At 59.4% G+C, this 23,207-nt stretch carries 20 protein-coding genes and 4 pseudogenes; 12 read left to right on the forward strand and 12 right to left on the reverse strand.

What is annotated here, in order from left to right; genetic code table 11:
- Nucleotides 1-182: 182 nt before the first annotated feature.
- From LJU32_00505 to LJU32_00525, 5 genes and pseudogenes are all read left to right on the forward strand, one after another.
- A complete protein-coding gene (locus LJU32_00505; protein ID WKV89042.1) occupies nucleotides 183-1,436 on the forward strand; it encodes a serine hydroxymethyltransferase in 1,254 nt (417 codons plus the stop codon).
- A gap of 224 nt (nucleotides 1,437-1,660) precedes the next feature.
- On the forward strand, nucleotides 1,661-2,224 hold the full coding sequence (locus LJU32_00510) for a hypothetical protein (GenBank protein ID WKV89043.1): 564 nt from the start codon (nucleotides 1,661-1,663) through the stop codon (nucleotides 2,222-2,224).
- 237 nt (nucleotides 2,225-2,461) lie between these two features.
- On the forward strand, nucleotides 2,462-3,775 hold the full coding sequence (locus tag LJU32_00515; GenBank protein WKV89044.1) for a C4-dicarboxylate transporter DctA: 1,314 nt from the start codon (nucleotides 2,462-2,464) through the stop codon (nucleotides 3,773-3,775).
- 49 nt (nucleotides 3,776-3,824) lie between these two features.
- Nucleotides 3,825-4,528 (forward strand): annotated as a pseudogene (locus LJU32_00520) (FadR family transcriptional regulator).
- Nucleotides 4,529-4,546: 18 nt separating this feature from the next.
- On the forward strand, nucleotides 4,547-5,251 hold the full coding sequence (locus tag LJU32_00525) for a GntR family transcriptional regulator (protein WKV89045.1): 705 nt from the start codon (nucleotides 4,547-4,549) through the stop codon (nucleotides 5,249-5,251).
- Between the two features lie 124 nt (nucleotides 5,252-5,375).
- On the opposite strand, the gene yjiA is transcribed toward LJU32_00525, so the two are convergent.
- The 3 genes from yjiA to LJU32_00540 all read right to left on the reverse strand — a co-directional run bounded on the left by yjiA (nucleotide 5,376) and on the right by LJU32_00540 (nucleotide 8,778).
- Nucleotides 5,376-6,347 (reverse strand): GTPase, encoded by a 972-nt coding sequence (gene yjiA / locus LJU32_00530; GenBank protein WKV89046.1) that lies wholly within the window; start codon nucleotides 6,345-6,347, stop codon nucleotides 5,376-5,378.
- 151 nt (nucleotides 6,348-6,498) lie between these two features.
- Nucleotides 6,499-6,696, reverse strand: a complete 198-nt coding sequence (locus tag LJU32_00535; protein WKV89047.1) for a YbdD/YjiX family protein — start codon at nucleotides 6,694-6,696, stop codon at nucleotides 6,499-6,501.
- 15 nt (nucleotides 6,697-6,711) lie between these two features.
- Nucleotides 6,712-8,778, reverse strand: a complete 2,067-nt coding sequence (locus tag LJU32_00540) for a carbon starvation protein A (GenBank protein WKV89048.1) — start codon at nucleotides 8,776-8,778, stop codon at nucleotides 6,712-6,714.
- Nucleotides 8,779-8,937: 159 nt separating this feature from the next.
- On the opposite strand from LJU32_00540, the gene LJU32_00545 reads away from it, so the two are divergent.
- Nucleotides 8,938-9,306: a PilZ domain-containing protein gene (locus LJU32_00545; protein ID WKV89049.1), complete on the forward strand. Its 369-nt coding sequence runs from the start codon at nucleotides 8,938-8,940 to the stop codon at nucleotides 9,304-9,306.
- 181 nt (nucleotides 9,307-9,487) lie between these two features.
- Here LJU32_00545 and radA read toward each other — a convergent pair whose 3' ends face one another.
- The 3 genes from radA to katB are packed head-to-tail and all read right to left on the reverse strand — an operon-like array spanning nucleotide 9,488 to nucleotide 13,050.
- Nucleotides 9,488-10,855, reverse strand: a complete 1,368-nt coding sequence (gene radA / locus LJU32_00550) for a DNA repair protein RadA (GenBank protein WKV89050.1) — start codon at nucleotides 10,853-10,855, stop codon at nucleotides 9,488-9,490.
- A 47-nt stretch (nucleotides 10,856-10,902) separates the two neighbouring features.
- The gene (locus LJU32_00555) at nucleotides 10,903-11,448 is read right to left on the reverse strand and encodes an ankyrin repeat domain-containing protein (GenBank protein WKV89051.1); all 546 of its coding nucleotides are present in this window, start codon (nucleotides 11,446-11,448) and stop codon (nucleotides 10,903-10,905) included.
- Nucleotides 11,449-11,508: 60 nt separating this feature from the next.
- Nucleotides 11,509-13,050 carry a catalase KatB gene (gene katB / locus LJU32_00560; protein ID WKV89052.1) on the reverse strand — a complete coding sequence of 514 codons (1,542 nt, stop codon included), beginning with the start codon at nucleotides 13,048-13,050 and terminating at the stop codon, nucleotides 11,509-11,511.
- Nucleotides 13,051-13,335: 285 nt separating this feature from the next.
- Between katB and mscL the strand changes: the two genes are divergently transcribed.
- Nucleotides 13,336-13,749, forward strand: coding sequence for a large-conductance mechanosensitive channel protein MscL (gene mscL, locus LJU32_00565; protein ID WKV89053.1), 414 nt, complete (start codon nucleotides 13,336-13,338; stop codon nucleotides 13,747-13,749).
- Nucleotides 13,750-13,794: 45 nt separating this feature from the next.
- Here mscL and LJU32_00570 read toward each other — a convergent pair whose 3' ends face one another.
- Nucleotides 13,795-14,571 carry a ferredoxin--NADP reductase gene (locus tag LJU32_00570; GenBank protein ID WKV89054.1) on the reverse strand — a complete coding sequence of 259 codons (777 nt, stop codon included), beginning with the start codon at nucleotides 14,569-14,571 and terminating at the stop codon, nucleotides 13,795-13,797.
- A gap of 314 nt (nucleotides 14,572-14,885) precedes the next feature.
- Between LJU32_00570 and LJU32_00575 the strand changes: the two genes are divergently transcribed.
- Nucleotides 14,886-15,596 (forward strand): autoinducer binding domain-containing protein, encoded by a 711-nt coding sequence (locus tag LJU32_00575; protein ID WKV89055.1) that lies wholly within the window; start codon nucleotides 14,886-14,888, stop codon nucleotides 15,594-15,596.
- A 173-nt stretch (nucleotides 15,597-15,769) separates the two neighbouring features.
- Nucleotides 15,770-16,894 carry a class I SAM-dependent methyltransferase gene (locus tag LJU32_00580; GenBank protein WKV89056.1) on the forward strand — a complete coding sequence of 375 codons (1,125 nt, stop codon included), beginning with the start codon at nucleotides 15,770-15,772 and terminating at the stop codon, nucleotides 16,892-16,894.
- A gap of 71 nt (nucleotides 16,895-16,965) precedes the next feature.
- On the opposite strand, the pseudogene LJU32_00585 reads toward LJU32_00580, so the two are convergent.
- From LJU32_00585 to LJU32_00595, 3 genes and pseudogenes are all read right to left on the reverse strand, one after another.
- Nucleotides 16,966-17,132, reverse strand: a pseudogene (locus LJU32_00585) (DUF2474 domain-containing protein).
- Nucleotides 17,133-17,209: 77 nt separating this feature from the next.
- Nucleotides 17,210-18,217 (reverse strand): cytochrome d ubiquinol oxidase subunit II, encoded by a 1,008-nt coding sequence (cydB, locus tag LJU32_00590; protein WKV89057.1) that lies wholly within the window; start codon nucleotides 18,215-18,217, stop codon nucleotides 17,210-17,212.
- 3 nt (nucleotides 18,218-18,220) lie between these two features.
- Nucleotides 18,221-19,666 (reverse strand): cytochrome ubiquinol oxidase subunit I, encoded by a 1,446-nt coding sequence (locus tag LJU32_00595; GenBank protein WKV89058.1) that lies wholly within the window; start codon nucleotides 19,664-19,666, stop codon nucleotides 18,221-18,223.
- Nucleotides 19,667-20,132: 466 nt separating this feature from the next.
- On the opposite strand from LJU32_00595, the pseudogene LJU32_00600 reads away from it, so the two are divergent.
- The 3 genes and pseudogenes from LJU32_00600 to LJU32_00610 all read left to right on the forward strand — a co-directional run bounded on the left by LJU32_00600 (nucleotide 20,133) and on the right by LJU32_00610 (nucleotide 22,048).
- Nucleotides 20,133-21,367 (forward strand): annotated as a pseudogene (locus tag LJU32_00600) (MFS transporter).
- A 100-nt stretch (nucleotides 21,368-21,467) separates the two neighbouring features.
- Nucleotides 21,468-21,746, forward strand: coding sequence for a type II toxin-antitoxin system RelE/ParE family toxin (locus tag LJU32_00605; GenBank protein WKV91013.1), 279 nt, complete (start codon nucleotides 21,468-21,470; stop codon nucleotides 21,744-21,746).
- 14 nt (nucleotides 21,747-21,760) lie between these two features.
- A complete protein-coding gene (locus LJU32_00610) occupies nucleotides 21,761-22,048 on the forward strand; it encodes a HigA family addiction module antitoxin (GenBank protein WKV89059.1) in 288 nt (95 codons plus the stop codon).
- Nucleotides 22,049-22,066: 18 nt separating this feature from the next.
- Here the strand turns inward: LJU32_00610 and LJU32_00615 are convergent.
- Together LJU32_00615 and LJU32_00620 are read right to left on the reverse strand one after the other, a co-directional pair.
- Nucleotides 22,067-22,603, reverse strand: a pseudogene (locus LJU32_00615) (DJ-1/PfpI family protein).
- Between the two features lie 67 nt (nucleotides 22,604-22,670).
- Nucleotides 22,671-23,117, reverse strand: coding sequence for a YolA family protein (locus LJU32_00620; GenBank protein ID WKV89060.1), 447 nt, complete (start codon nucleotides 23,115-23,117; stop codon nucleotides 22,671-22,673).
- Nucleotides 23,118-23,207: the final 90 nt, after the last annotated feature.

Here is a 23,207-nt window from a genome sequence, read left to right on the forward strand (position 1 = left end):
TCGAACATGAAGAGGAGCTGCAAGAGGTTAGCTACAAGCTGCAAGTGGAAGCCGAAGCGCTTTTGACTTGCAGCTTGCAGCTTGAAGCCCGCTTATCCACAACCTGACTGTGTTTCATAGCCCTTCTAAAAGCGGTTGGGTTAGAATGCCCCCTTTTCTGCCCCCGATCCTTGAGGACCGCCATGTTCAGCCGTGATTTGACTATTGCCAAGTACGACGCCGACCTTTTTGCCGCCATGGAGCAAGAAGCTCAGCGTCAGGAAGAACACATTGAGCTGATCGCTTCGGAAAACTACACCAGCCCAGCGGTGATGGAAGCTCAAGGCTCGGTCCTGACCAACAAGTACGCCGAAGGCTATCCGGGCAAGCGCTACTACGGTGGTTGCGAGTACGTTGACGTGGTTGAACAACTGGCCATCGACCGCGCCAAGGAACTGTTCGGCGCCGATTACGCCAACGTTCAGCCGCACGCCGGTTCGCAAGCCAACGCTGCGGTGTACCTGGCGCTGCTGTCGGCTGGCGACACCATTCTGGGCATGAGCCTGGCCCACGGCGGTCACCTGACCCACGGCGCCAGTGTTTCCTCCTCGGGCAAGCTGTACAACGCCATCCAGTACGGCATCGACGCCAACGGCCTGATCGACTACGACGAAGTCGAGCGCCTGGCGGTCGAGCACAAGCCGAAAATGATCGTTGCCGGTTTCTCGGCCTACTCGCAGATCCTCGACTTCCCGCGCTTCCGCGAAATCGCTGACAAGGTCGGCGCTTACCTGTTCGTCGACATGGCTCACGTCGCCGGTCTGGTTGCCGCGGGCGTCTACCCGAACCCGGTGCCGTTCGCCGACGTCGTGACCACCACCACCCACAAGACCCTGCGCGGTCCACGTGGCGGTCTGATCCTGGCCAAAGCGAACGCCGAGATCGAGAAGAAGCTCAATTCCGCAGTATTCCCGGGCGCCCAGGGTGGCCCGCTGGAACACGTGATCGCGGCCAAGGCGATCTGCTTCAAGGAAGCGCTGCAGCCTGAATTCAAGGCTTACCAGCAACAAGTGGTGAAGAACGCCAAGGCCATGGCCGAAGTGTTCATCGCGCGCGGTTTTGACGTGGTTTCGGGCGGTACTGAAAACCACCTGTTCCTGCTGTCGCTGATCAAGCAGGACATCTCCGGTAAAGACGCCGACGCCGCATTGGGCAAAGCGTTCATCACCGTGAACAAGAACTCCGTGCCTAATGATCCACGCTCGCCGTTCGTGACTTCCGGCCTGCGCTTCGGTACTCCGGCTGTGACCACCCGTGGCTTCAAAGAGGCCGAGTGCAAAGAGTTGGCCGGCTGGATCTGCGACATCCTGGCTGACCTGAACAACGAAGCGGTGATCGACGCCGTTCGTGAGAAAGTCAAAGCCATCTGCAAGAAACTGCCAGTGTACGGTGCTTGATAAGCCCCGTTAACCTGCATAAAAGAACCGGCCAACATTGGCCGGTTTTTTTATGGCCAGTCATCCGATAACTCAATACCACCCGAAGAAAACTGCAATCTGCTAATCCCGTCCCGCGGGGCTTTTCATCCCTTTTTTCAAACCAAACTCTTGCAACACACATGCAAACCGCCACAAATGAAAACCGCTTAGTCTGAAACCCGACTTGATAAAAGGGTTTCGTCATGACGAGCAATATCGAAAAATCTTTCATTGCAACATTGAGAATGTTCGACCACAGAGTCGGCTTTCTTGAACACCTGTACGGCAAACCGGCGATGGCTACCATCAGTCTGTTCAGCGGCGGTTTTTATACCGGACGTCCGCAAATACGGGATCAATCCCACCTGCTCGGCATCCGGATCAACGAGCAGAGCGACAGGATAAAGCCGTTGAAGCTGCACTTCGGTCATACCCCTGACGGCTATATCCTTACCGTAAAAAACCAGGGGCCCTATTTCAATCAGGTGATCAGCAATCACTGGCTGGACACTGTCGAGGCCGTTAAGCCAGACACTGACAGCCCGAGCAAGTTTGTCCTCCTCGACCGTTATGGCACCGCTATTACCCGGGACAACTTACAGGCCGAACACACACCCGTTTGTTTGAAACTGGAAAGCCACGACTACTTGGGCGGCATAAAAATCAGAAGTTTGCCGTACGTCTATCTGGGCAAAACCGAAGAGCGCTCGAAAATCACCTTCATCCTGAGCGTTGTCGAAAAAAATGTACCTGACATCAAAAGATGAGCCACTTCCCATCCGGCAACAGACAGCCTTACCGTTTTTCGCGAATGCTCAAGACCGGGCCTTTCGGCAACTGGTAAGACCGGTCATGCCAATTGTCTAAATTTCTCCTTGCGAACCTGGAAAACCTGCGCCTAGACTGCGCCTGCACTGGACATACCGGTAAGACCACAATAATTAAGTCCTGAATCCGCTGCGCCACGCGTACGGCAGCCAGGACACCGACCCAGGATTCCTCCCATGCTCAGATGGTGCTCGCGTTCAATTTTCCTCCAAGTGGTTCTCGGACTGATGCTCGGCATCGTCTGCGGGCTGACCCTTCCGGAATACTCGGCCCAGCTCAAACCGCTTGGCGATGGCTTCATCAAATTGATCAAGATGCTGATCGGCCTGATCGTGTTCTGCGTGGTCGTCAGCGGTATCAGCGGCGCGGGCGATCTGAAGAAGGTCGGGCGCATCGGCCTCAAGTCGGTGATCTACTTTGAAGTGCTGACCACCATCGCTCTGGTGATCGGTCTGGTGTTCGCCTTCAGCACCGGCATTGGCAGCGGCGCGAACATTCATCTGGAGCAGCTCTCCAGCGCCGACATGGACGACCTCGCCGAGCGCGGCCAGCACATGCACACCACCACGCAGTTTCTGATGGATCTGATCCCGACCTCGGTGATCGGCGCCTTCGCCGACAACAACATTCTGCAGGTACTGCTGTTCTCGGTGCTGTTCGGCAGTGCACTGAATCTGGTCGGCGAAGCCGCTTCCGGGATTTCGCGGCTGATCAATGAACTCAGCCATGTGATCTTCCGCATCATGGGCATGATCGTGCGGCTGGCGCCGATCGGCGTGTTCGGCGCCATCGCCTTCACTACCAGCAAATACGGCCTCGATTCGCTGCAGCACTTGGGCAGTCTGGTCGGCTTGTTCTACCTGACCTGCGTTGCTTTTGTCAGTGTGATTCTCGGCCTGGTCATGCGCGCGTCTGGTCTGCGCATGTGGCCGCTGCTCAAATACCTGCGTGAAGAACTGCTGATTGTCATGGGCACCGCCTCCTCCGACGCTGTGCTGCCACAGATCATGCGCAAGCTCGAACACCTCGGCATCGGCAGCTCGACCGTCGGCCTGGTGATCCCGACCGGGTATTCGTTCAACCTCGACGGTTTCTCGATCTACCTGACCCTGGCCATCGTGTTCATCGCCAATGCCACCGGCACGCCACTGGCGATGACCGACTTGCTGACGATTCTGCTGGTGTCGCTGATTACCTCCAAAGGCGCCCACGGCATTCCCGGTTCGGCGCTGGTGATTCTCGCGGCGACACTGACGGCGATCCCGGCGATTCCCGTAGTCGGTCTGGTGCTGGTACTGGCCGTGGACTGGTTCATGGGCATCGGCCGCGCGCTGACCAATCTGATCGGCAACTGCGTCGCCACCGTGGCCATCGCCCGCTGGGAAAAGGACATCGACGTGCAGCGCGCGAACAAGGTGCTCAACGGCGAGCAGGGCTATAACTTTCAACCGCGAAAAACCGTCGCTCAGGCGGCGGCCAAAGAATTTTGAATGAGTGCCGTGCCTGCCAATGCGCAGGCACGGCGCAGGGAGCCAGTACGTGATTACAACTTCAACCGTCGTCAACTCAGTGGTGGAAAAACTCCGCGCCGCGTTGGCCCGAGGGCAGTGGCGCTCCGGCGACATGCTGCCGGGCCAGCGCGAACTGGCCGAGCAACTGGGCATCAGCCGGCCGAGCCTGCGCGAAGCGGTGATCGTCCTCGAAACCCTCGGTCTGGTGCGTTCGATGCCGGGCAAAGGCGTGGTCGTACTCGACGCGCAACTCAGCGACACTCAGAGCCACGACAGCGCGGTGGCCGGCGCCAGTCTCGAAGATGTGCTGCAACTGCGCTACACCCTCGAGCCGTTCATCGTTGGCCTGGTCGCGCAATCGATCAGCAGCAAGGAAGTCGGACAGTTGCGCCTGACCCTGATGGACATGCGCGAAGCCCTCGAGGCCGGTGACAGTGAAGCCGGGGTCAGCGCCTACATCGCGTTCCACGAAGAACTCTTCACCCTGACCTCGAACCCGATTTTCCAGAGCGTGGTGCAGCAGACCAGCAATGCCCTCAAGCAAAGCGCCGAAGTGTTGCGCAATTCCCGGAGCATCTGGCCGAACGCCTGGAAGAAAACGAAGCCGTGGTCCGCGCGATCCGCAGCAAGAACAGCGCCCAGGCCAGCGCCGAAATGCGCCGGCACATTCTGCGCGAAGGCCAGCGCATGGGCGTTGAGCTGAATATTCCGGATGACAACCTGCCCACCTGATCAGCCAGGAGAACGGCCATGAACAGTTTTGCTTCAGCGTCCCACGCGCAATCGACCGCCCTGCCCTTTTCTCGCTTGCACACGCCGGTGGAGGATCTGTATCCGCGACTGTTCGACGCGATCCTCGAGCGGCGAATCGATGAAGGCAGCCGGTTCACCGAGGACAGCCTGAAGGCGATGTTCAGCGCCAGCCGTGCCGAAGTGCGCCGCGTGCTGACGCAGTTATCCCATGAGCAGATCGTGGTGCTGCGCGCCAATCATCGACCGCGAGTGGCCGCGCCTGATCGGGAACTGATCCGGCAGACCTTGCATGCGCGACGGCTGGCCGAGAACACGTTGGTGCGGTTGGCGTGTCAGCGTCCGCAGCCAGACGATTTGAAATGCTTGCGCACGTTGGTAGAGCGCGAGAAGCGCGCCGTCGAGCAGGATCGGCGCGGGGCGGCGATTCGCTTGTCGGGAGAGTTTCATCTACGGTTGGCGCGGATGGCGGGAAATCTGCCGCTGGCGCATTTTCTGCGCAGTCTGGTGCCGTTGACGTCGCTGGCGATTGCGCGGAGTCACGGTTCGACGCGAAGCTGTTGCGCATGGCAGGAGCATTTGGCGTTGGTTGAGGTTGTGGAGCGAGGCGATGTTTCCAAGGCCGGCATGTTGATGAATCGGCATCTGGATCATCTTGAGCTGACACTGCTGGGCACAACCTTTCAACATTGTGTTGTGAGTTAAATCGCCATCGCGGGCAAGCCCGCTCCCACAGGGTTATTTGTCGCTCACAGATTGTGGGTACACCAATAAACCTGTGGGAGCGGGCTTGCCCGCGATGGCGTCAGTGCTGACACCGAAAAAATCATCAGTCAGAAGCTACCCTGGCAAACCCCTCCCGAATCTTCTCTTCCGGCAAATCATCGGCAATAAACACGATCACACTCTCGCGCGCCTCGCCCTCGGCCCATTCGGTGTCCCAGTCGAAACCATAGAGTTTCAGCACGCCCTGAAACACCAACCGCCGGTCTTCGCCGGCAATGTTCAGCACGCCTTTGTAACGCAGCAATTGCTTGCCGTGCTCTTCCAGCAGTTCCTTCATGAACTCGCTCAGCTGATCGATATCCAGCGCCTGATCGGTGCGCAGCACCAGGCTGGAGATGCGATCGATCGACGGCGCCTTGCTCACCGGACGCAGGCTCAAACCGCCGCCCAGGTCAGCATTGAGGTTGAAACCACGCACATCCAGCAATTCAGCCAGATTGATATTGCCATGCTCGACCACACGGATCGGCGCGCGGCGGTTGATTCGCGTAAGGCGTTCGCTCAACGCGGTGAACGTCGGCTCATCGACCAGATCAGTCTTGCTCACCAGCAAGCGATCAGCGAAACCGATTTGCGCCTGGGCGATGGTCTGGGTCAGGTGCACATCGGCGTGGGCAGCGTCGACCAGGGTGATGATGCCGTCGAGCAAGTAACGCTCGCGCAGCTCTTCATCGATGAAAAAGGTCTGCGCCACCGGTGCCGGATCGGCCAGACCGGTGCATTCGATTACCAGACGGTCAAAGGCAATTTCGCCGCTGTCCAGGCGTTCGAGCAGCAAGTACAGCGCCTTGGTCAGGTCGGTGTGAATGGTGCAGCAGACGCAGCCGTTGGCCAGAGTCATGACTTGCACCGGCTCGTCACCCAACAGCTGGGTGTCGATGCCGGCGTCGCTGAATTCGTTTTCGATCACGGCGATTTTCAGACCGTGCTCGGCTTTCAATAAATGGCGCAGCAAGGTGGTCTTGCCGGCGCCGAGGAAACCGCTGAGAACCGTTACCGGAATGGGAGAAGACAAAACCCGATCTCCTGAAAAGAACACAAAAACAAATGTGGGAGCGAGCCTGCTCGCGAAAGCGGTGTGTCAGTCAAATCATTCATCAACTGACACTCCGTATTCGCGAGCAGGCTCGCTCCCACAGGGATCACCTCAACCTGATGCTGTCAGTTCAACAGCACTTCGGCCCACCCTTGCCACCGTAACGGGCTTCCTGACGTTCGCGAAAGAACATCTCGTAGCTCATCACCGGTTTGTCCGGGTGTTTGGTTTGCATATGCTCGACGTAGGTGTCGTAGTCGGGCATGCCGACCATCAGGCGCGCGGCCTGACCGAGGTATTTACCGAGGCGACTCAGGTCATTGAACATGCTGCAATCCTCTGGTTACGCATCCGGCAGGGCCTGGAATGGCGATTCTTTATCCGTACGCTCTTTCTTGCCCCAGGCGGCGATGCCGACCTTGAGCGCATAGAACAGGATGCTGAACACCACGAACAGGAACAGCGCGGTGAGTGTGGCGTTGGTGTAGGCGTTGAAGATCACGTGCTGCATCTGCTCGACGCTCTTCGCCGGTGCCAGCACCTGACCGTTGGCCAGCGCATCGCTGTACTTCTTGGCCAGGGACAGGAAGCCGATCGCCGGGTTGGCGTCGAACAGCTTGATGAAGCCAGCCGTGGTCGTGCAGATCAACAGCCAGGTGGCCGGCAACAGGGTGACCCAGATGTAGCGCTGGCGCTTCATCTTGATCAGGACCACGGTGCCGAGCATCAGCGCGATACCGGCGAGCATCTGGTTGGAGATGCCGAACAGCGGCCACAAGGTGTTGATGCCGCCCAGTGGATCGATCACGCCCTGATACAGCAACCAGCCCCACATCGCCACACAACCGGCAGTGGCGATCAGGTTGGCGCCCCACGATTCGGTGCGTTTGAGCGCCGGTACGAAGGAGCCGAGCAGGTCCTGCAGCATGAAGCGCCCGGCACGCGTGCCGGCGTCCACAGCGGTGAGGATGAACAGCGCTTCGAACAGGATCGCGAAGTGGTACCAGAACGCCATGGTGTTTTCACCCGGCAGAACACTGTGCAGGATCTGCGCAATACCCACCGCCAGGGTCGGCGCACCACCGGCGCGAGCCAGAATGGTGGTTTCGCCGATGTCATGGGCAACCGCTTGCAGCGCTTCCGGGGTAATCGCAAAGCCCCAGCTGGTGACAACTTGCGCCACCGAAGCGACGTCACTGCCGACGACTGCAGCCGGGCTGTTCATGGCGAAGTACACGCCCGGCTCGATCACCGAAGCGGCAACCATGGCCATGATCGCCACGAACGATTCCATCAGCATGCCGCCGTAACCGATGTAGCGGGCGTTGGTTTCGTTATCCAAAAGCTTCGGCGTGGTGCCCGACGAGATCAGTGCGTGGAAACCCGATACCGCGCCGCAGGCGATGGTGATGAACAGGAACGGGAACAGACCACCCTTCCACACCGGGCCGGTGCCGTCGACGAACTGGGTCAACGCCGGCATTTTCAGCTCCGGCATGGTGATCAGGATGCCGATCGCCAGGGCGACGATAGTGCCGATCTTGAGGAAGGTCGACAGGTAGTCACGTGGCGCGAGGATCAGCCAGACCGGCAGCGATGCAGCGACGAAACCATAGCCGACCAGCATCCAGGTAATCTGCACACCAGTGAAGGTGAAGGCTTTGGCCCATACCGGATCGGCAGCGATCTGCCCGCCCAGCCAGATCGAACCGAGCAGCAGCAACACACCGACCACGGAGATTTCGCCGATGCGGCCGGGGCGGATGTAGCGCATGTAGATGCCCATGAACATCGCGATCGGGATGGTCGCCATTACGGTGAAGATGCCCCACGGGCTCTCGGCCAGGGCCTTGACCACGATCAGCGCCAGCACCGCGAGGATGATGATCATGATCAGGAAGCAGCCGAACAGTGCGATGGTCCCGGGAATCCGGCCCATCTCTTCACGCACCATGTCGCCCAGGGAACGGCCGTTGCGTCGGGTCGACATGAACAGGACCATGAAGTCCTGCACCGCGCCCGCCAGCACCACACCGGCAATCAGCCAGAGTGTGCCGGGCAGATACCCCATCTGCGCCGCCAGCACCGGACCGACCAGCGGCCCCGCGCCAGCGATGGCCGCGAAGTGGTGACCGAAAAGAATGTGTTTGTTGGTCGGCACATAGTCCAGACCATCGTTGTTGAGCACGGCGGGGGTGGCCCGACGCGGATCCAGTTGCATCACGTTGTTGGCGATGAACAGACTGTAGTAACGGTACGCAACCAGATAAATGGCCACGGCAGCGACCACAATCCACAAGGCATTGATCGCCTCGCCGCGGCGCAATGCCACTACGCCGAGGGCGCACGCTCCTACGATTGCCAGCACGAGCCAGGGTAAGTGGCGCAGCAGGCTATTATTATTTTTCATTTTATTATTCCAGCCAGGGTGGACAAGAAAGACAGCCACCCCGAGTTTAGCGCTTACGGCGCCAAAGGCCATACCCCGACATAGGTCTAGACGCCTTAGTGATTGGCTGGCGCCCGCATTCGCGGTCTATAGTCAGCGAACCTTCATGAGGATTGCGCCATGAGCGAGCACCCCGCCAATCGACGTCGTTTCAAACGTATTGCGTTCGATGCCCGAACCGAGCTGAAACAGGGCGAGTACATCTGGCCGGTCAAACTGATCGACCTGTCGCTCAAAGGCCTGCTGATCGAGCGACCGGAGCCGTGGCTGGGGGATAAAGAGCAGGACTTCTTCGTCGACATTCATCTGAGCGAAGACGTCGATATCGAGATGGACGTGCATCTGGCCCATGAGGAAAACGGCCACTTGGGGTTCATCTGCCGGCACATCAGCCTGGAATCGATCCAGCGCCTGCGCCGCTTGATCGAGTTGAATCTGGCGGATGAGGCCGAGCTGGAGCGCGAACTGGGTGCGCTGATCGAGATCTAGGGCCCCCAGTCCCAATTTGGAATGCCCTGTGGTGAGGGGGATCTATGTGGTGAGGGGATTGATGTGGCGAGGGATTTATGTGGCGAGGGATTTATCCCCGTTGGGGCGCGCAGCGGCCCTGAAAAGCGGGTCTGCTGCGCAGCCCAACAGGGCTAACCCCCTCACCACAGAGGTTCGGCGTTCACTCAAACAGTGCGTCGAGGGCTTGTTCGAGACGGGTCACGGCAATGATCTGCAACCCCGCCGGCGCTTCCTTCGGTGCGTTGCCCTTGGGCACAATCGCGCGTTTGAAGCCGTGCTTGGCCGCTTCTTTCAACCGCTCCTGCCCGCTCGGCACCGGGCGTACCTCGCCGGACAGGCCGACTTCGCCGAACACCAGCAAATCATGGGGCAGCGGCCGGTTACGCAAACTCGACATCACTGCCGCCATCAACGCCAGATCCGAGGCGGTTTCCAGCACCTTCACGCCACCGACCACGTTGAGGAACACGTCCTGGTCGTGAGTCGGAATGCCGCCATGACGGTGCAGCACCGCGAGCAGCATTGCCAGACGGTTCTGATCCAGCCCCAGCGTGACCCGACGCGGGTTGGCCAGATGGCTGTCATCGACCAGCGCCTGCACTTCCACCAGCATCGGCCGGGTGCCTTCCCACGTCGCCATGACCACACTGCCCGGGACTTCTTCCTGAGCGCGAGTGAGAAAAATCGCCGATGGGTTGGAGACTTCTTTCAGGCCCTTATCGGTCATGCCGAATACGCCCAACTCGTTGACCGCGCCGAAACGGTTCTTCACCGCGCGCAGCAAACGCAGACGACCATCGGATTCACCTTCGAAATACAACACGGTGTCGACCATGTGTTCCAAAACACGAGGACCGGCCAAAGCGCCCTCTTTGGTAACGTGGCCGACGAGGAAGATCGCCGTGCCACTCTGCTTGGCGTAACGCACCAGCAGCGCCGCGCTCTCACGCACCTGGGATACGCCGCCCGGCGCCGATTGCAGCTGTTCGGTGAAAATGGTCTGGATCGAGTCGATCACCATCACCTTGGGCTTTTCCTGACGAGCGGTGGCGATGATGGTTTCGATGCAGGTCTCGGTCATCACCCGCAGCTGATCCTGGGGCAGGCCGAGACGACGCGCACGCATGGCCACCTGCTGCTGGGATTCCTCACCGGTGACGTACAGCGCCGGCATGCTCTTGGCCAGGTTGCACAGGGTCTGTAGCAGGATTGTCGACTTGCCGATCCCCGGATCACCGCCAATCAGCACCACAGAACCGTCAACCAGGCCGCCGCCGAGCACGCGATCGAGTTCACCGGAGGCAGTAGAAAAACGCGGGATTTCTTCGATGCTGACTTCGGCGAGCGTCTTGATCTGTGCCTGCTGCCCGGCCCAACCGGTGCGCCCGGTGGGTGCCGTAGCGCCGCCGCTTTCGATCATGGTTTCGGTCAGGGTGTTCCAGGCACCGCACTCGCCGCACTGCCCGGCCCACTTGGGAAAGGTTGCGCCGCACTCGGTGCAGCCGTACATGCGCTTGGCCTTGGCCATCAGAACCCCCGAAAGAAAAGACGCGATGATAACGCAGCCATCGCCGATCAGCGCGGCGCGGCAGTCCGGATTTCGCCGCTGGCCAGACGCACGGCACTGTTGCCCAGCGGATCCTCGGCATTCAGGTCGGCGCCCTTGGCTTTCAACGCATCAAGCAATTCCAGACGTTTGAACAGCCCGGCGTACATCGCCGCGGTCTGCCCGGCGCCGTTACGTTGGTCCGGGCTGCAATCGGTGGCCATCAGGCGCCGGGCGATCTGCAACTCGCCTTTGAATATCGCGCCCATCAGGGCGGTGTTGCCGCGTTGGTCTTGAGCACAGGCATCGGCGCCAGCGGCGAGCAGGCGTTCCACCGCCGGCGCCTGACCGTGATAAGCCGCCAGAATCAGCGCGGTGTAACCCTTGCTGTCGCGGGTATCGAGGGAATAACCGGACTCGATAAAGGTGTCGAGCATCGGCACGTCGCCACGGCGGGCGGCGTCGAAGTAGTAATCCTGCAACTGCGCCTTGAGCGCCTCGGGACTTTGCTCGACCGGTGCCGCCCAGGTGAGGGTCGACAGGCACGCGGCCAGGCCTAAAAGAAAAATACGCATCGAGCACTCTCCTTGAGCGCACGCGAGGCCGGACCGGCCCTCGCGTGCGCCGCATGGCTATCAGTCGGTCAGTTTGGCCGCCAGCGCTTTCACACGGCTGAGGTCGCCCTTGGCCACCTCGGTCACACCGCTGCCGTACTCAGGGTCGGCCTTGTACAGGAACGACAGAATGATGTGCTTGCTCTCGTCATCAGTGGTGGCCAGCGAGCCGCCGAAGCTGTCGATCAGGTCGCGACGTTCCTGCTTGCTGTACGAGCGATACAGATCACCGGCCTGTTTGAAGTTCTGCTCACGCTGAATCTTCGCCTGCTGGGTGGTGCCCGCCAGCGCCGATTGGCTGTAACGCGCCGATGGCGTCTCTTCACGCGGTTGCAGACGGCTTGGCTGGTAGTTGACGCCGGACTGGCTGGCGCCGAAATTCATCGCACCATCCTGATTGCCATTGTTCACTGCGGTTTTCGGTGCGTTGATCGGCAATTGCAATGCGTTGGCACCGAGGCGATACATCTGCGTATCGGCATAAGAGAACACTCGGCCCTGCAACAAACGATCTTCCGAAGGCTCGATACCCGGAACTACGTTGGCGGGTGCCATGGCCACTTGTTCGGTTTCCTGGAAGACATTGGCCGGGTTACGGTTCAAGACCATCTGTCCAACTTTGCGCTCCGGAATACCCGGCCAGATCTTGGTTGCATCCAATGGATCGAAATCAAACTTGGACAAATCCTGTGGCTTCAGAACTTGCACGTACAAGTCCCACTTCGGAAAGTTGCCTTTATTGATATTGCTGACCAAGTCATTGGTCATATGGCTGTAATCCTGACCCTGAACCTTGCCAACCTGTTTCGGCCGCAGATTATTAATCCCCTGCAAGCTCTTCCAGTGAAACTTCACATAGTGAACTTCATTTTTTGCATTGATCAGCTTGTAGGCATGAACGCCATTACCATCCATTTCGCGATAACTGGCCGGGGTACCGTAGTTGGAATACAACTCGGTCAGTGTGCGGGTCGCTTCCGGTACATGGGAGAAGAAATCGAACCGGCGAGAATCGTCGTCCAGGTTGGTGCGCGGATCGGGCTTGAAGGCGTGCACCATGTCCGGGAACTTGATCGCATCGCGGATGAAAAAGGTCGGGAAGTTGTTGCCGACCAGATCCCAATTGCCGTCAGCGGTGTAGAACTTGGTGGCGAAACCGCGCGGATCGCGCAGGGTTTCCGGGGAGTGGTTGCCGTGCACCACCGCCGAAAAGCGTACGAACACTGGGGTGCTCTGGCCGGCGGCGAATACCTTGGCCTTGCTCAGGTCACTGAGGTCATCGGTCACGGTGAAGGTGCCATGAGCGCCGGTGCCGCGTGCATGCACCACGCGCTCGGGGATGCGTTCGCGATCGAAGCGCTGCAGCTTCTGGATCAGTTGCACATCCTGCAGCAGTACCGGGCCGCTGGCCCCAGCGGTTTGCGAGTTCTGATTGTCACCGACCGCAGCGCCGTTATCGCGGGTCAGCGGAGCGGCATTGACTGAAAAGGTCAGCAGGCTGGCGGTCAGTACACCGAAGGTGCGGCGATGGGGAAAAGCCCCCAGTCCAGGAATGGATGTCATATCAGGTTCCTCTGGTTTTATTGGGCGCATCCAGGTGCGCCACGCCAAGGCTAGAGGCCTGTGCAGCGGAACATAAATAGAAAGAACGTAACACCATGATTGAAGAAATTGGCTGTGCAATCAGCGCTTTAGCGCGTATTTCGCGCGCGATTGCTGGCATTTTGCAAACTAATCGTCAATTGATGTGTCGATAAAAACGGGCATTGTAAGAAGGTGTTTCGCGCAGGAGGCGTTTCGCTGATTTACACTGCCTACACCAAACTCATCTGTAACAAGGAAATAACTATGGGCGTGCTTAGCGAGTTCAAGGCCTTCGCGGTCAAAGGCAATGTGGTCGACATGGCCGTCGGTATCATCATTGGCGCAGCGTTCGGCAAGATTGTTTCGTCGTTTGTCGGCGACGTGATCATGCCGCCGATCGGCCTGTTGATCGGTGGGGTCGATTTCAGTGATCTGGCCGTCACGCTCAAAGCCGCCCAGGGCGATGCGCCCGCCGTGGTGCTGGCTTACGGCAAATTCCTGCAGACGGTGCTGGATTTCGTGATTGTCGCTTTCGCGATCTTCATGGGCGTCAAAGCCATCAACCGCCTCAAGCGCGAAGAAGCCGTAGCACCCACTGCGCCGCCGATCCCGAGCAAGGAAGAGCAACTGCTGGGCGAAATCCGCGACCTGCTCAAGGCGCAGAACGAGCGGCCCTGAGGCATTTGCTTCACATTGAAACGGCACCCGCGGGTGCCGTTTTCGTTACCAGTAATTCTCTACCGCGACCTGCCCCGGCTTGCGCGTCAGGCTCAGGCGCATGTCGCGCTGCTTGAGCAAGGCGCGGGTGTCGTCGATCATCTGCGGATTGCCGCACAGCATCACCCGCGAATGCTCTGGCGATAGCTCAACGCCCGCCGCTCGCTCCAGTTCGCCATTTTCGATCAACGTGGTGATCCGGCCCTGCAGCGCGCCGGGATGCACTTGGCGGGTCACAGTGGGGATGAATTGCAGCTTGTGGGCGTATTCGCTCAGATAGTCACGTTGCGCCAACCCGGCGATCAACTCCTGATAGGCCAGTTCCCGCGCCTCCCGCACGCTGTAAACCAGAATGATCCGCTCGAATTTCTCCCAGACTTCGAAGTCCTGCAGGATCGACAGAAACGGCGCCACCCCGGTGCCGGTGGACAGTAGCCAAAGGTCCCGGCCGTCGACAAAGCGATCCAGCGTCAGATAACCGAACGCCTGGCGCTCCACCATCAAAGTGTCGCCGACCTGGAGTCGGCTCAACTCACTGGTGAATTCACCGCCCGGCACAACGATGGAAAAGAACTCGAGAAACTCGTCGAACGGCGACGACACCATCGAATAGGCGCGCCAGACCGTGCTGCCATCGGCCTTGGTCACGCCCAGCCGGGCGAACTGGCCGGCACGAAAGCGAAAGCCGGGATCGCGGCTGGTGCGCAGCGTGAACAGGTTCGGGGTCAACGGTTGCACATCGAGCAAGGTCTGGCTGGTGTACTTCTCGGCGCTGGCAGTCATGAGGCACTCCTTGAAACGATTACCCCCAGTGTCCCGCAAAATCGCGCTGCCAAACACCTGTCATTGGTAATGGTATTAACAGGATCGGCACCGCGCATTCGACTTTTCGTCAATCCTGGATCTAGAGCAATAACTTTAAGATGCCAATTAAAATATAACAGCCTGTATTGCTAAGAACGCTTTATAAAAAACATCAAAGTTTCAATCTCGAAATAATGTAAGGCGATTCGCAGGAAAGATCCTACACTTCGATTCGTGCCGGATCTTTTGGATCCATTCGGCGCCCCGATATCAGGCTATGGAGGCGATAGTTCATGGAAACGTGGAAGGAATCACAATTGAAACAACTGACGTTTGCCAAGGGCATAGAATCGGCTTACGCAATATTGCTGAGATTCGCCGAAAACCTGGGCTTTAATTTCTGCGCAATCGCAGTCACGTCACCGAATCGCGAAGTGCATCTTAACGCCTTGCAAATCAATAACTATCCGAAAGAATGGAACGTCCAGTACAAAAAACAGAACTACCGCAATATTGATCCGGTAATAGCGCATTGCAATCACTCAATACTGCCGATCGTTTGGGAGGAGACCGTGTTTTCAGACGCGCCCGAACTGTGGCAGGCGCTGAAACAGAACGGGCTGCAACATGGCTGGTCGCAAGCGTTTCATGACGAAGCCAGCGGTTTGTGCAGCATCATCAGCCTGGCGCGTACTCATTGCCCGATCAGCCCGCTCGAGCTGTATGAGCATTATGGTTATCTGTTCTACGCCAACCGGCACCTCAGCGAATTGTATGCCCGCACCGTTCCTGTTCAGGCCAAGCCCAGCAGGCCCAGGCTATCGTCCCGGGAGCTGGAGATCATGAAATTGTCCGCCGTGGGCAAGACAGCTCACGATATCTCGCGGATCCTGAGCCTGAGCGAGCGCACCGTTAACTACCATGTGCAAAACGTTATCGAGAAATTCAACGTCTGCAACAAGATTTCTGCGGTGATCGCGGCCGCCCGTGCCGGAATCATCTGAATAACCCAGGGGTAACGCGCCTCAATCCCGCATGTATTTACACGCAAAAAACGTACCATTGCGGCCTCTCCGAGTGATGACGCAACCTGCTTGCATCGCTGTCCACTCGGTAGGATCCCGTCGCACGACAGCCAGCAACGGGACACCCGCCGAATATCCTGAGTCCCCGCCCCATGCCTTTGCTCGAAACGCCTTTAGCTCAACTCGACCTGATCCGCCAGCCCGAACAGCAGAATGAACCGCTGCAAGCCTTCGATGCGGCGGACGAATACCTGCTCAATTATCTCGCCAGCGAACAACCGGCAAGCAGCACTCGCGTGCTGGTGCTCAATGACAGCTTTGGGGCGTTGGCGATCAGTCTGCTGGGCAAGGTCGAGGTGAGCAGCAGCGGCGATTCGTTCCTGGGTTTTATCGGGCTGGAAAAGAACCTGCTGCGCAATGGCCAGGCATTCGACGCGATCCGCCCGATACCGGCCAGTGAGCCTTTGGTCGGGCCGTTTGATCGGGTGCTGATCCGAGTCCCCAAAACCCTGGCGCTATTGGAAGAGCAGTTGATCCGCCTGCAAGGGCAACTCGCTCCCGGCGCGCAAGTGATCGCGGCGGCCATGGTCAAGCATCTGCCCCGTGCCGCAGGCGATCTGCTGGAGCGCTACGTCGGTCCGGTGCAGGCATCGCTGGCGGTAAAAAAGGCGCGACTGCTGATCGCCACGCCTGAAACCAAAGTGCTCGCCACATCGCCCTACCCGACTCGCTATCGCCTCGACGAACCAGCGATCGAACTGCTTAACCACGCCAACGTGTTCTGCCGCGAAGGCCTGGACATCGGCACTCGCGCATTTCTCCCGCATCTGCCAAAGAACCTTGGCAACGCGCGGGTCGCCGATCTCGGTTGCGGCAACGGTGTGCTGGCGATTGCCAGCGCCCTGCAGAACCCGGATGCGCATTACACGCTGGTCGACGAATCGTTCATGGCGGTGCAATCGGCTGCCGAGAACTGGCGCGCGGCATTGGGCGATCGCGAAGTCATCGTGCGCGCTGGCGATGGTCTGGCCGGGCAGGCGCCACAGTCGCTGGACGTGGTGCTGTGCAACCCACCGTTCCATCAGCAGCAGGTGGTCGGCGATTTCCTCGCCTGGCGCATGTTCCAGCAGGCGCGTGAGGCGCTGGTGGTCGGTGGTGCGCTGTACATCGTCGGCAACCGGCATCTGGGCTATCACAGCAAACTGGCGCGCCTGTTCCGTGGTGTCGAGCAAGTCGCGGCGACGCCAAAATTCGTCATCCTCAAGGCGCGCAAATAGATTTCGCGCATAAAAAACCCTCCGTGAGGAGGGTTGCGAGTCCATACCCGAAGGCGCCGGGACGGGATGTCTCAGTGAGTGGTCAAACCTGCGGCATTCATGAACATGCGCATCAGGCTGGCGGCGATGAACAACACGCCGACACTGCCAACCCAGATCAGGGCCAACCAGCCGAGCCGCTGCCACAGCGGCTTTTTTCGGCTTCTTCAATGTCGTGCAGGGAATGTTTGCCGGTCATTTTCTTCAAACCTCTTCAAAATTGATGGCGCCGCTGGCGACGCCATCGCGGGCAAGCCCGCTCCCACAGGGTTTCACTTAGTGGTAACCGTCTTCGTGGGTGACCTTGCCGCGGAACACGTAATAGCTCCAGAAGGTGTAACCCAGGATGAACGGGATGATGAACAGCGTGCCCACCAGCATGAAGCCCTGACTTTGCGGCGGCGCAGCGGCGTCCCAGATCGAGATCGACGGCGGCACGATATTCGGCCACAGGCTGATGCCCAGGCCGCTGTAGCCGAGGAAGATCAGCACCAGGGTCAGCAGGAACGGCGTGTAGTTGGCATTGCGTGCCACCGCGCGGATCAGGCCGTACAAGGTGACCAGCACCAGAATCGGCACCGGCATGAACCAGAACAGGTTCGGCATACTGAACCAGCGCGAGGCGATTTCCGGATGCGACAGTGGCGTCCACAGGCTAACGATACCGATCACTGCCAACAGAACAAACGCAAGCGGCCGCGCCAGGTCATGCATCTGCTCCTGCAACTTGCCTTCGGTTTTCATGATCAGCCAAGTACAGCCGAGCAAGGCATAGGCCACCACCAGCGCCGCACCGCAGAACAGCGTGAACGGGGTCAGCCAATCCAGTGAACCACCGGCGAACTGGCGATTGACCACCGGCAGACCATCGATGAACGCACCGAGCGCCACGCCCTGAAAGAACGTCGCCGCGATCGAACCACCGATGAATGCCTTGTCCCACAGATGCCGTTTTTCATCCTTGGCCTTGAAGCGGAACTCGAAAGCCACGCCACGGAAGATCAGGCCCATCAACATGAAGATCAGCGGCAGGTACAGCGCCGACAGCACTACCGAATAGGCCAGCGGGAATGCGCCGAACAACGCCGCGCCGCCCAGCACCAGCCAGGTCTCGTTGCCGTCCCACACAGGGGCGACCGTGTTCATCATCACGTCGCGATCGGTCTTGCCTGGCACGAACGGGAAGAGAATGCCGATGCCCAGGTCGAAGCCGTCCATGACCACGTACATCATGATGCCGAAGATGATGATCACGGCCCAGATCAGCGGAAGATCAATACCCATGAGTCAAATCTCCTTGGTCAAGCGAGTGTTGTCTTCGTGCTCGCCCTCGGCCGGATCGTCAGCTGCGGACAATGGACGCGCCGGAGTACGTTTCTTGCCTGGACCACCGTCCGGAGTGTCGCTGCCTTCGCTGATCTTCGGCCCTTTGCGCACCAGACGCATCATGTAGCCAAGACCTGCGCCGAACAGCGCGAAATAGACCACGACGAACATGATCAGGGTGATGCTCATCTGCATGAAGCTGTGGTTGGACGAAGCATCCGCAGTGCGCATCAGGCCGTAGACCACCCACGGCTGACGGCCGATTTCCGTGGTGAACCAGCCGGCGAGAATCGCGATCAGCCCGGACGGCCCCATCCACAAGGCCAGATGCAGGAACGGACGTGAGGTGTACAGCGAGTCACGCTTGCGCAGCCACAGGCTCCACAGACCGGTGAAGATCATCAGGAAACCGAGGCCGACCATGATCCGGAACGACCAGAACACAATGGTCGAATTCGGCCGGTCTTCGGGTGGAAACTCCTTCAGCGCCGGCACTTGTTTGTCCAGCGAGTGCGTGAGAATCAGGCTGCCGAGATAGGGAATCTCCACGGCAAACTTGGTGCGTTCTTCTTTCATGTCCGGCCAGCCGAACAGGATCAGCGGCGTGGCTTCGTCGCCGTGGTTTTCCCAGTGGCCTTCGATCGCCGCGATTTTTGCCGGCTGATGCTTGAGCGTGTTCAGGCCGTGGAAGTCGCCGATCACCGCTTGAATCGGCGCGACGATCAACGCCATCCACATGGCCATCGACAGCATGGTGCGGATCGCCGGGTTGTCCCTGCCGCGCAGCAGGTGCCAGGCCGCTGAAGAGCCGACGAAGAACGCCGTCGCGACGAATGCGGCAGTCGCCATGTGCATCAGGCGGTAGGGGAATGACGGGTTGAAGACAATGGCCAGCCAGTCGGTCGGAATCACCTGGCCGTTAACGATTTCAAAACCTTGCGGGGTCTGCATCCAGCTGTTGGAGGCGAGAATCCAGAAGGTCGAAATCAGCGTGCCGATCGCCACCATCACCGTCGAGAAAAAGTGCAGGCCGCGCCCGACCTTGTTCCACCCGAACAGCATGACGCCGAGGAAACCGGCCTCGAGGAAGAACGCCGTGAGCACTTCATAAGTCAGCAACGGCCCGGTGACGGCGCCGGCGAAGTCGGAGAAACGACTCCAGTTGGTGCCGAACTGATAGGCCATGACCAGTCCGGAGACCACACCCATGCCGAAGTTGACGGCAAAAATCTTCGACCAGAAATGGTAGAGGTCACGGTAGGTATCGTTGCGGGTTTTCAGCCACAGGCCTTCGAGCACCGCCAGGTAACTCGCCAGGCCGATGGTGATGGCCGGGAACAGAATGTGGAACGAGATGGTGAACGCGAACTGAATTCGGGCGAGATCTAGAGCCTCTAAACCGAACATATGGCTTCCTCTGTCAGGTAGTACGGGTAGCGGACCCGGAGGCCTGCAACCACTGCCCCCACGGATATGGAGTGCGGCGAATTCGGATTCGTTCTTTTTACAACCATCGCAACGCAGGGAGTCTGGCCAACTGGCCGTCAGATCGGTTCCGCATGCGGTCTTGATCTGGATCAAGCAACGTTGAAAGAGTAGTCCCATTTTTGCCAATGAACTGCGTGGTCGTTTGCCGCGTGGCAAGTTGTCTCACTCCTGTGGCGAGGGATTTATCCCCGTTGGGTCGCGCAGCGGCCTCAAAATCTCGAAGCGACGACTGCTGCGCAGCCGAACGGGGATAAATCCCCTCACCACAGGGCTGATTGTCAGCATGAAAGATCGATGTCTGGCTAACTGAATTGTTTCTCGCAGCAACTTCCTGTTACAGACTGGTGATAATCTCGCCGTTCACTCGTCCAAGACCTGCCTTCAGATGCCCATACAAGAGCCCCTGCTGTTACGTCACCATCGTCCGTTCATGGCCTTCTGGCTGGCGCGGATATTCACTGCCAGCGGGTTTCAGATGCTCACCGTGGCGATTGGCTGGAACCTCTATCAACTGACCGGCAACGTGCTGGATCTGGGTCTGGTCGGGCTGGTGGAATTTGCTCCGCGCGTGCTGTTCATGCTGCACACCGGCCATGTCGCTGATCGCTACGATCGGCGCAAGGTCGCCGCGCTCTGTCAGTCGTTGCAGGCACTGATTGCCCTGGCGCTGGCCATTGGCAGTGCCACCGACAATGTCACTCGCGAGATGATTTTCATCCTCGCCTTTCTCCTGGGTGCGGCGCGTTCGTTCGAGATGCCAACGACCCAGGCGCTGCTGCCCAGCATCGTCCCGAGTGCACTTTTCCCCGTGCAGTTGCCGCCGCGCAATCAGCGCAACAGTCGGCGACCATCGTCGCCCCGGCACTTGGCGGCTTGCTCTATGCGTTCGGCAGCGTCTGGGTCTACGGCCCGACCGTGCTGCTATATGTGATCGCCTGCGCGCTGATGCTCAACCTGCCAGCACGCCAGACGCCATTGAATAAAGGCAAAGCCACGCTGGACTCGCTGCTGGCGGGGATTCGCTTTATCCGCAGCCGTCCGGACATCCTCGGCGCGATCTCGCTGGACCTGTTTGCCGTGTTGCTGGGCGGCGCCACGGCGCTGCTGCCGGTGTTCGCCAAGGACATTCTGCTGACCGGCCCGTGGGGTCTTGGCCTGTTGCGCTCGGCGCCGGCGGTGGGTGCGTTGCTGATGTCGCTGTTTCTGGCGCGGTTTGCCGTGGAACGCAATGTCGGCCGGGTGATGTTCACCGCCGTTGGCATCTTCGGCGTCGCCACCATCGCTTTCGGTCTGTCGACCTCGTTCTGGTTCTCGCTGGCGGTGCTGGTGGTGCTCGGCGCGGCGGACATGATCAGCATGGTCATCCGCGCCTCGTTCGTGCAGCTGGAAACCCCCGACGAAATGCGCGGCCGGGTCAGCGCGGTCAACGGGCTATTCATCGGCGCATCGAACCAGTTGGGCGAATTCGAGTCCGGCCTCACCGCCCACTGGTTCGGCACCGTGCCGGCGGTGGTCATGGGCGGGATCGGCACGCTGGTGGTGACGGGGACGTGGATCAAACTGTTTCCGACGTTGGCGAATCGGGATCGGATGCATGTGCCGGTGGAAGAGAAGGTCTGAGGTTTTTGGAAAAAACGCACCTGCTCAGCACATATCAAGCGACAACGTGCGGTACATAGTTACCGCACTGAGTGTAATGTATCGCCTTACACTCGCCGCCATGATCAAATCCTTTCAGCACAAAGGCCTTCGTGGCTTCTATGAAACAGGTACGACTCGTGGAATTCGTGCCGACCATGCAAAACGGCTGTCGCGCATGTTGCAGTTCATGGATCGAGCGACACTTCCCGGCGATCTGGACTTGCCGGGCTGGCGCCTGCATCCGTTGAAAGGCGAGCTGAGTGAATACTGGTCGCTCAGCGTTTCAGGCAACTGGCGAGTGATCTTTCGTTTTGTCGGTTCGGATATCGAATTGGTCGATTATCTGGACTACCACTGACAGGAGGCAGGCTCATGCCCATGCACAACCCGCCACACCCCGGTGAAACCCTGCTGCTGGATGTCTTGCCCGAGCTTGGTATCAGCGTGAGCGAATTGGCCCGGCACCTTGGCTTTGCACGCCCGCATCTTTCGCGCGTACTGCACGGACACGCGCCAATCAGCCCGGATCTGGCAGTACGACTTGAGCGTGCAGGGATCGGCAAGGCGCGCGTTTGGCTAGGCGTCCAAACCGACTACGATCTTTGGCAAGCGGAGCACCGTGAGCAACCAATGATAGAACCCCTCGCAGCCCACGGCTGACCCGTCAGGCCACCAACTCCCCGCCACCCTCGCCCGCAACGCCTTGCCGCCAAGCTGCTCAACCAGGGTCAGGGCAAATTCCAGCGCCGCGCCCGAGCCTTGCGCGGTGATGCTGTTGCCGTCGACCACCACCGGTTGATCAACAAACGTACAGCCGGACAACTGATGGCTGGCGCCGGGCAGGCAGGTCATGCGTCGCTGGCGCAGCACGCCTGATGCCTGGAGGGCGGTGGCTGGGGCTTCGCCGATGGCAGCGAACAGGCGGCCGGCGCTGGCTTGGTCCTTGAGCAACTGCTGCAAGGGCTGATGCACCGCCAGATGCCGGGAACCGACGTCGCCGCCCGGCAGGACGATCAGGTCGAAGCTCTGTGCCAGTACATCGACGAGCATGCCGTCGGCAGTCAACCGGGTGCCGCGAGCGCAGGTCAGCATGCGTCGGCCTTCGATGCTGGCGGCGACCACTTCGATGCCGGCGCGGCGCAGTACGTCGATCAGGGTCACGCTTTGCAAATCATCGATGCCCTCGGCGAGGGCAATCAGGGCTCTGGAAGTCATGGGTGCTTTCCGCTGGGTAGTCTGTAAAGCGTAGTCAGCTTTGTCCCAGCCTGTTCGCAGACAGCCGTTACTTGATGTAAAGCTGAGCCGAGAGCGTGTTGCGCGGAGCGTTGATCGAGGTGTTGCTGAAGCTGAAGGTGCCTTGCTGTTTGCCGGCCAGATCGAAGGTATACAGAGAACCGACGGTTTTGCTGCCTGGGGTACATTCGGTGAGGTTGCCACTATCGAAGGCACACACCGGGCCTCGTGTGCCGTTGACCTCGAAGCCATCCAGCGTCACGTGTGGCTGGTTCTGGCCATAGCCGACTTCCAGCACGTAGACCTTGATATTCGGCCCGCTGTGATCGCACTGGGTTTGCGGTTGGTTATCGGCAATATCTTCCAGGCCGCAGGACGGTGATTGAACCTTGATCACCTTCACTTCGGTGAGCGGAGGCGCCGAGGCCGCGAACGCCGGAGCTGTCAGCAGCAGCGCTGCAATCCATCCGAAAATCCTGATCCAACCGTTGCGCATGCCTGCCCACTCCAAAAATCAGCGCGCAGTATGGCGCAGTTGTCGGCTGCGCAAAACTTCGCCGACGATCGACACCAACATCCGCCAAAT

This window comes from Pseudomonas sp. B21_DOA, assembly GCA_030544685.1.
In the GTDB taxonomy this organism is placed as follows: domain Bacteria; phylum Pseudomonadota; class Gammaproteobacteria; order Pseudomonadales; family Pseudomonadaceae; genus Aquipseudomonas; species Aquipseudomonas fluorescens_AO.

Bases quoted from the DNA above. Each gene is read 5' to 3' on its own strand.
- LJU32_00505 (WKV89042.1), top strand. From the start codon at position 183: ATGTTCAGCCGTGATTTGACTATTGCCAAGTACGACGCCGACCTTTTT.
- LJU32_00510 (WKV89043.1), top strand. From the start codon at position 1,661: ATGACGAGCAATATCGAAAAATCTTTCATTGCAACATTGAGAATGTTC.
- LJU32_00515 (WKV89044.1), top strand. From the start codon at position 2,462: ATGCTCAGATGGTGCTCGCGTTCAATTTTCCTCCAAGTGGTTCTCGGA.
- LJU32_00525 (WKV89045.1), top strand. From the start codon at position 4,547: ATGAACAGTTTTGCTTCAGCGTCCCACGCGCAATCGACCGCCCTGCCC.
- LJU32_00535 (WKV89047.1), bottom strand. From the start codon at position 6,696: ATGTTCAATGACCTGAGTCGCCTCGGTAAATACCTCGGTCAGGCCGCG.
- LJU32_00540 (WKV89048.1), bottom strand. From the start codon at position 8,778: ATGAAAAATAATAATAGCCTGCTGCGCCACTTACCCTGGCTCGTGCTG.
- LJU32_00545 (WKV89049.1), top strand. From the start codon at position 8,938: ATGAGCGAGCACCCCGCCAATCGACGTCGTTTCAAACGTATTGCGTTC.
- radA (WKV89050.1), bottom strand. From the start codon at position 10,855: ATGGCCAAGGCCAAGCGCATGTACGGCTGCACCGAGTGCGGCGCAACC.
- LJU32_00555 (WKV89051.1), bottom strand. From the start codon at position 11,448: ATGCGTATTTTTCTTTTAGGCCTGGCCGCGTGCCTGTCGACCCTCACC.
- katB (WKV89052.1), bottom strand. From the start codon at position 13,050: ATGACATCCATTCCTGGACTGGGGGCTTTTCCCCATCGCCGCACCTTC.
- mscL (WKV89053.1), top strand. From the start codon at position 13,336: ATGGGCGTGCTTAGCGAGTTCAAGGCCTTCGCGGTCAAAGGCAATGTG.
- LJU32_00570 (WKV89054.1), bottom strand. From the start codon at position 14,571: ATGACTGCCAGCGCCGAGAAGTACACCAGCCAGACCTTGCTCGATGTG.
- LJU32_00575 (WKV89055.1), top strand. From the start codon at position 14,886: ATGGAAACGTGGAAGGAATCACAATTGAAACAACTGACGTTTGCCAAG.
- LJU32_00580 (WKV89056.1), top strand. From the start codon at position 15,770: ATGCCTTTGCTCGAAACGCCTTTAGCTCAACTCGACCTGATCCGCCAG.
- cydB (WKV89057.1), bottom strand. From the start codon at position 18,217: ATGGGTATTGATCTTCCGCTGATCTGGGCCGTGATCATCATCTTCGGC.
- LJU32_00595 (WKV89058.1), bottom strand. From the start codon at position 19,666: ATGTTCGGTTTAGAGGCTCTAGATCTCGCCCGAATTCAGTTCGCGTTC.
- LJU32_00605 (WKV91013.1), top strand. From the start codon at position 21,468: ATGATCAAATCCTTTCAGCACAAAGGCCTTCGTGGCTTCTATGAAACA.
- LJU32_00610 (WKV89059.1), top strand. From the start codon at position 21,761: ATGCCCATGCACAACCCGCCACACCCCGGTGAAACCCTGCTGCTGGAT.
- LJU32_00620 (WKV89060.1), bottom strand. From the start codon at position 23,117: ATGCGCAACGGTTGGATCAGGATTTTCGGATGGATTGCAGCGCTGCTG.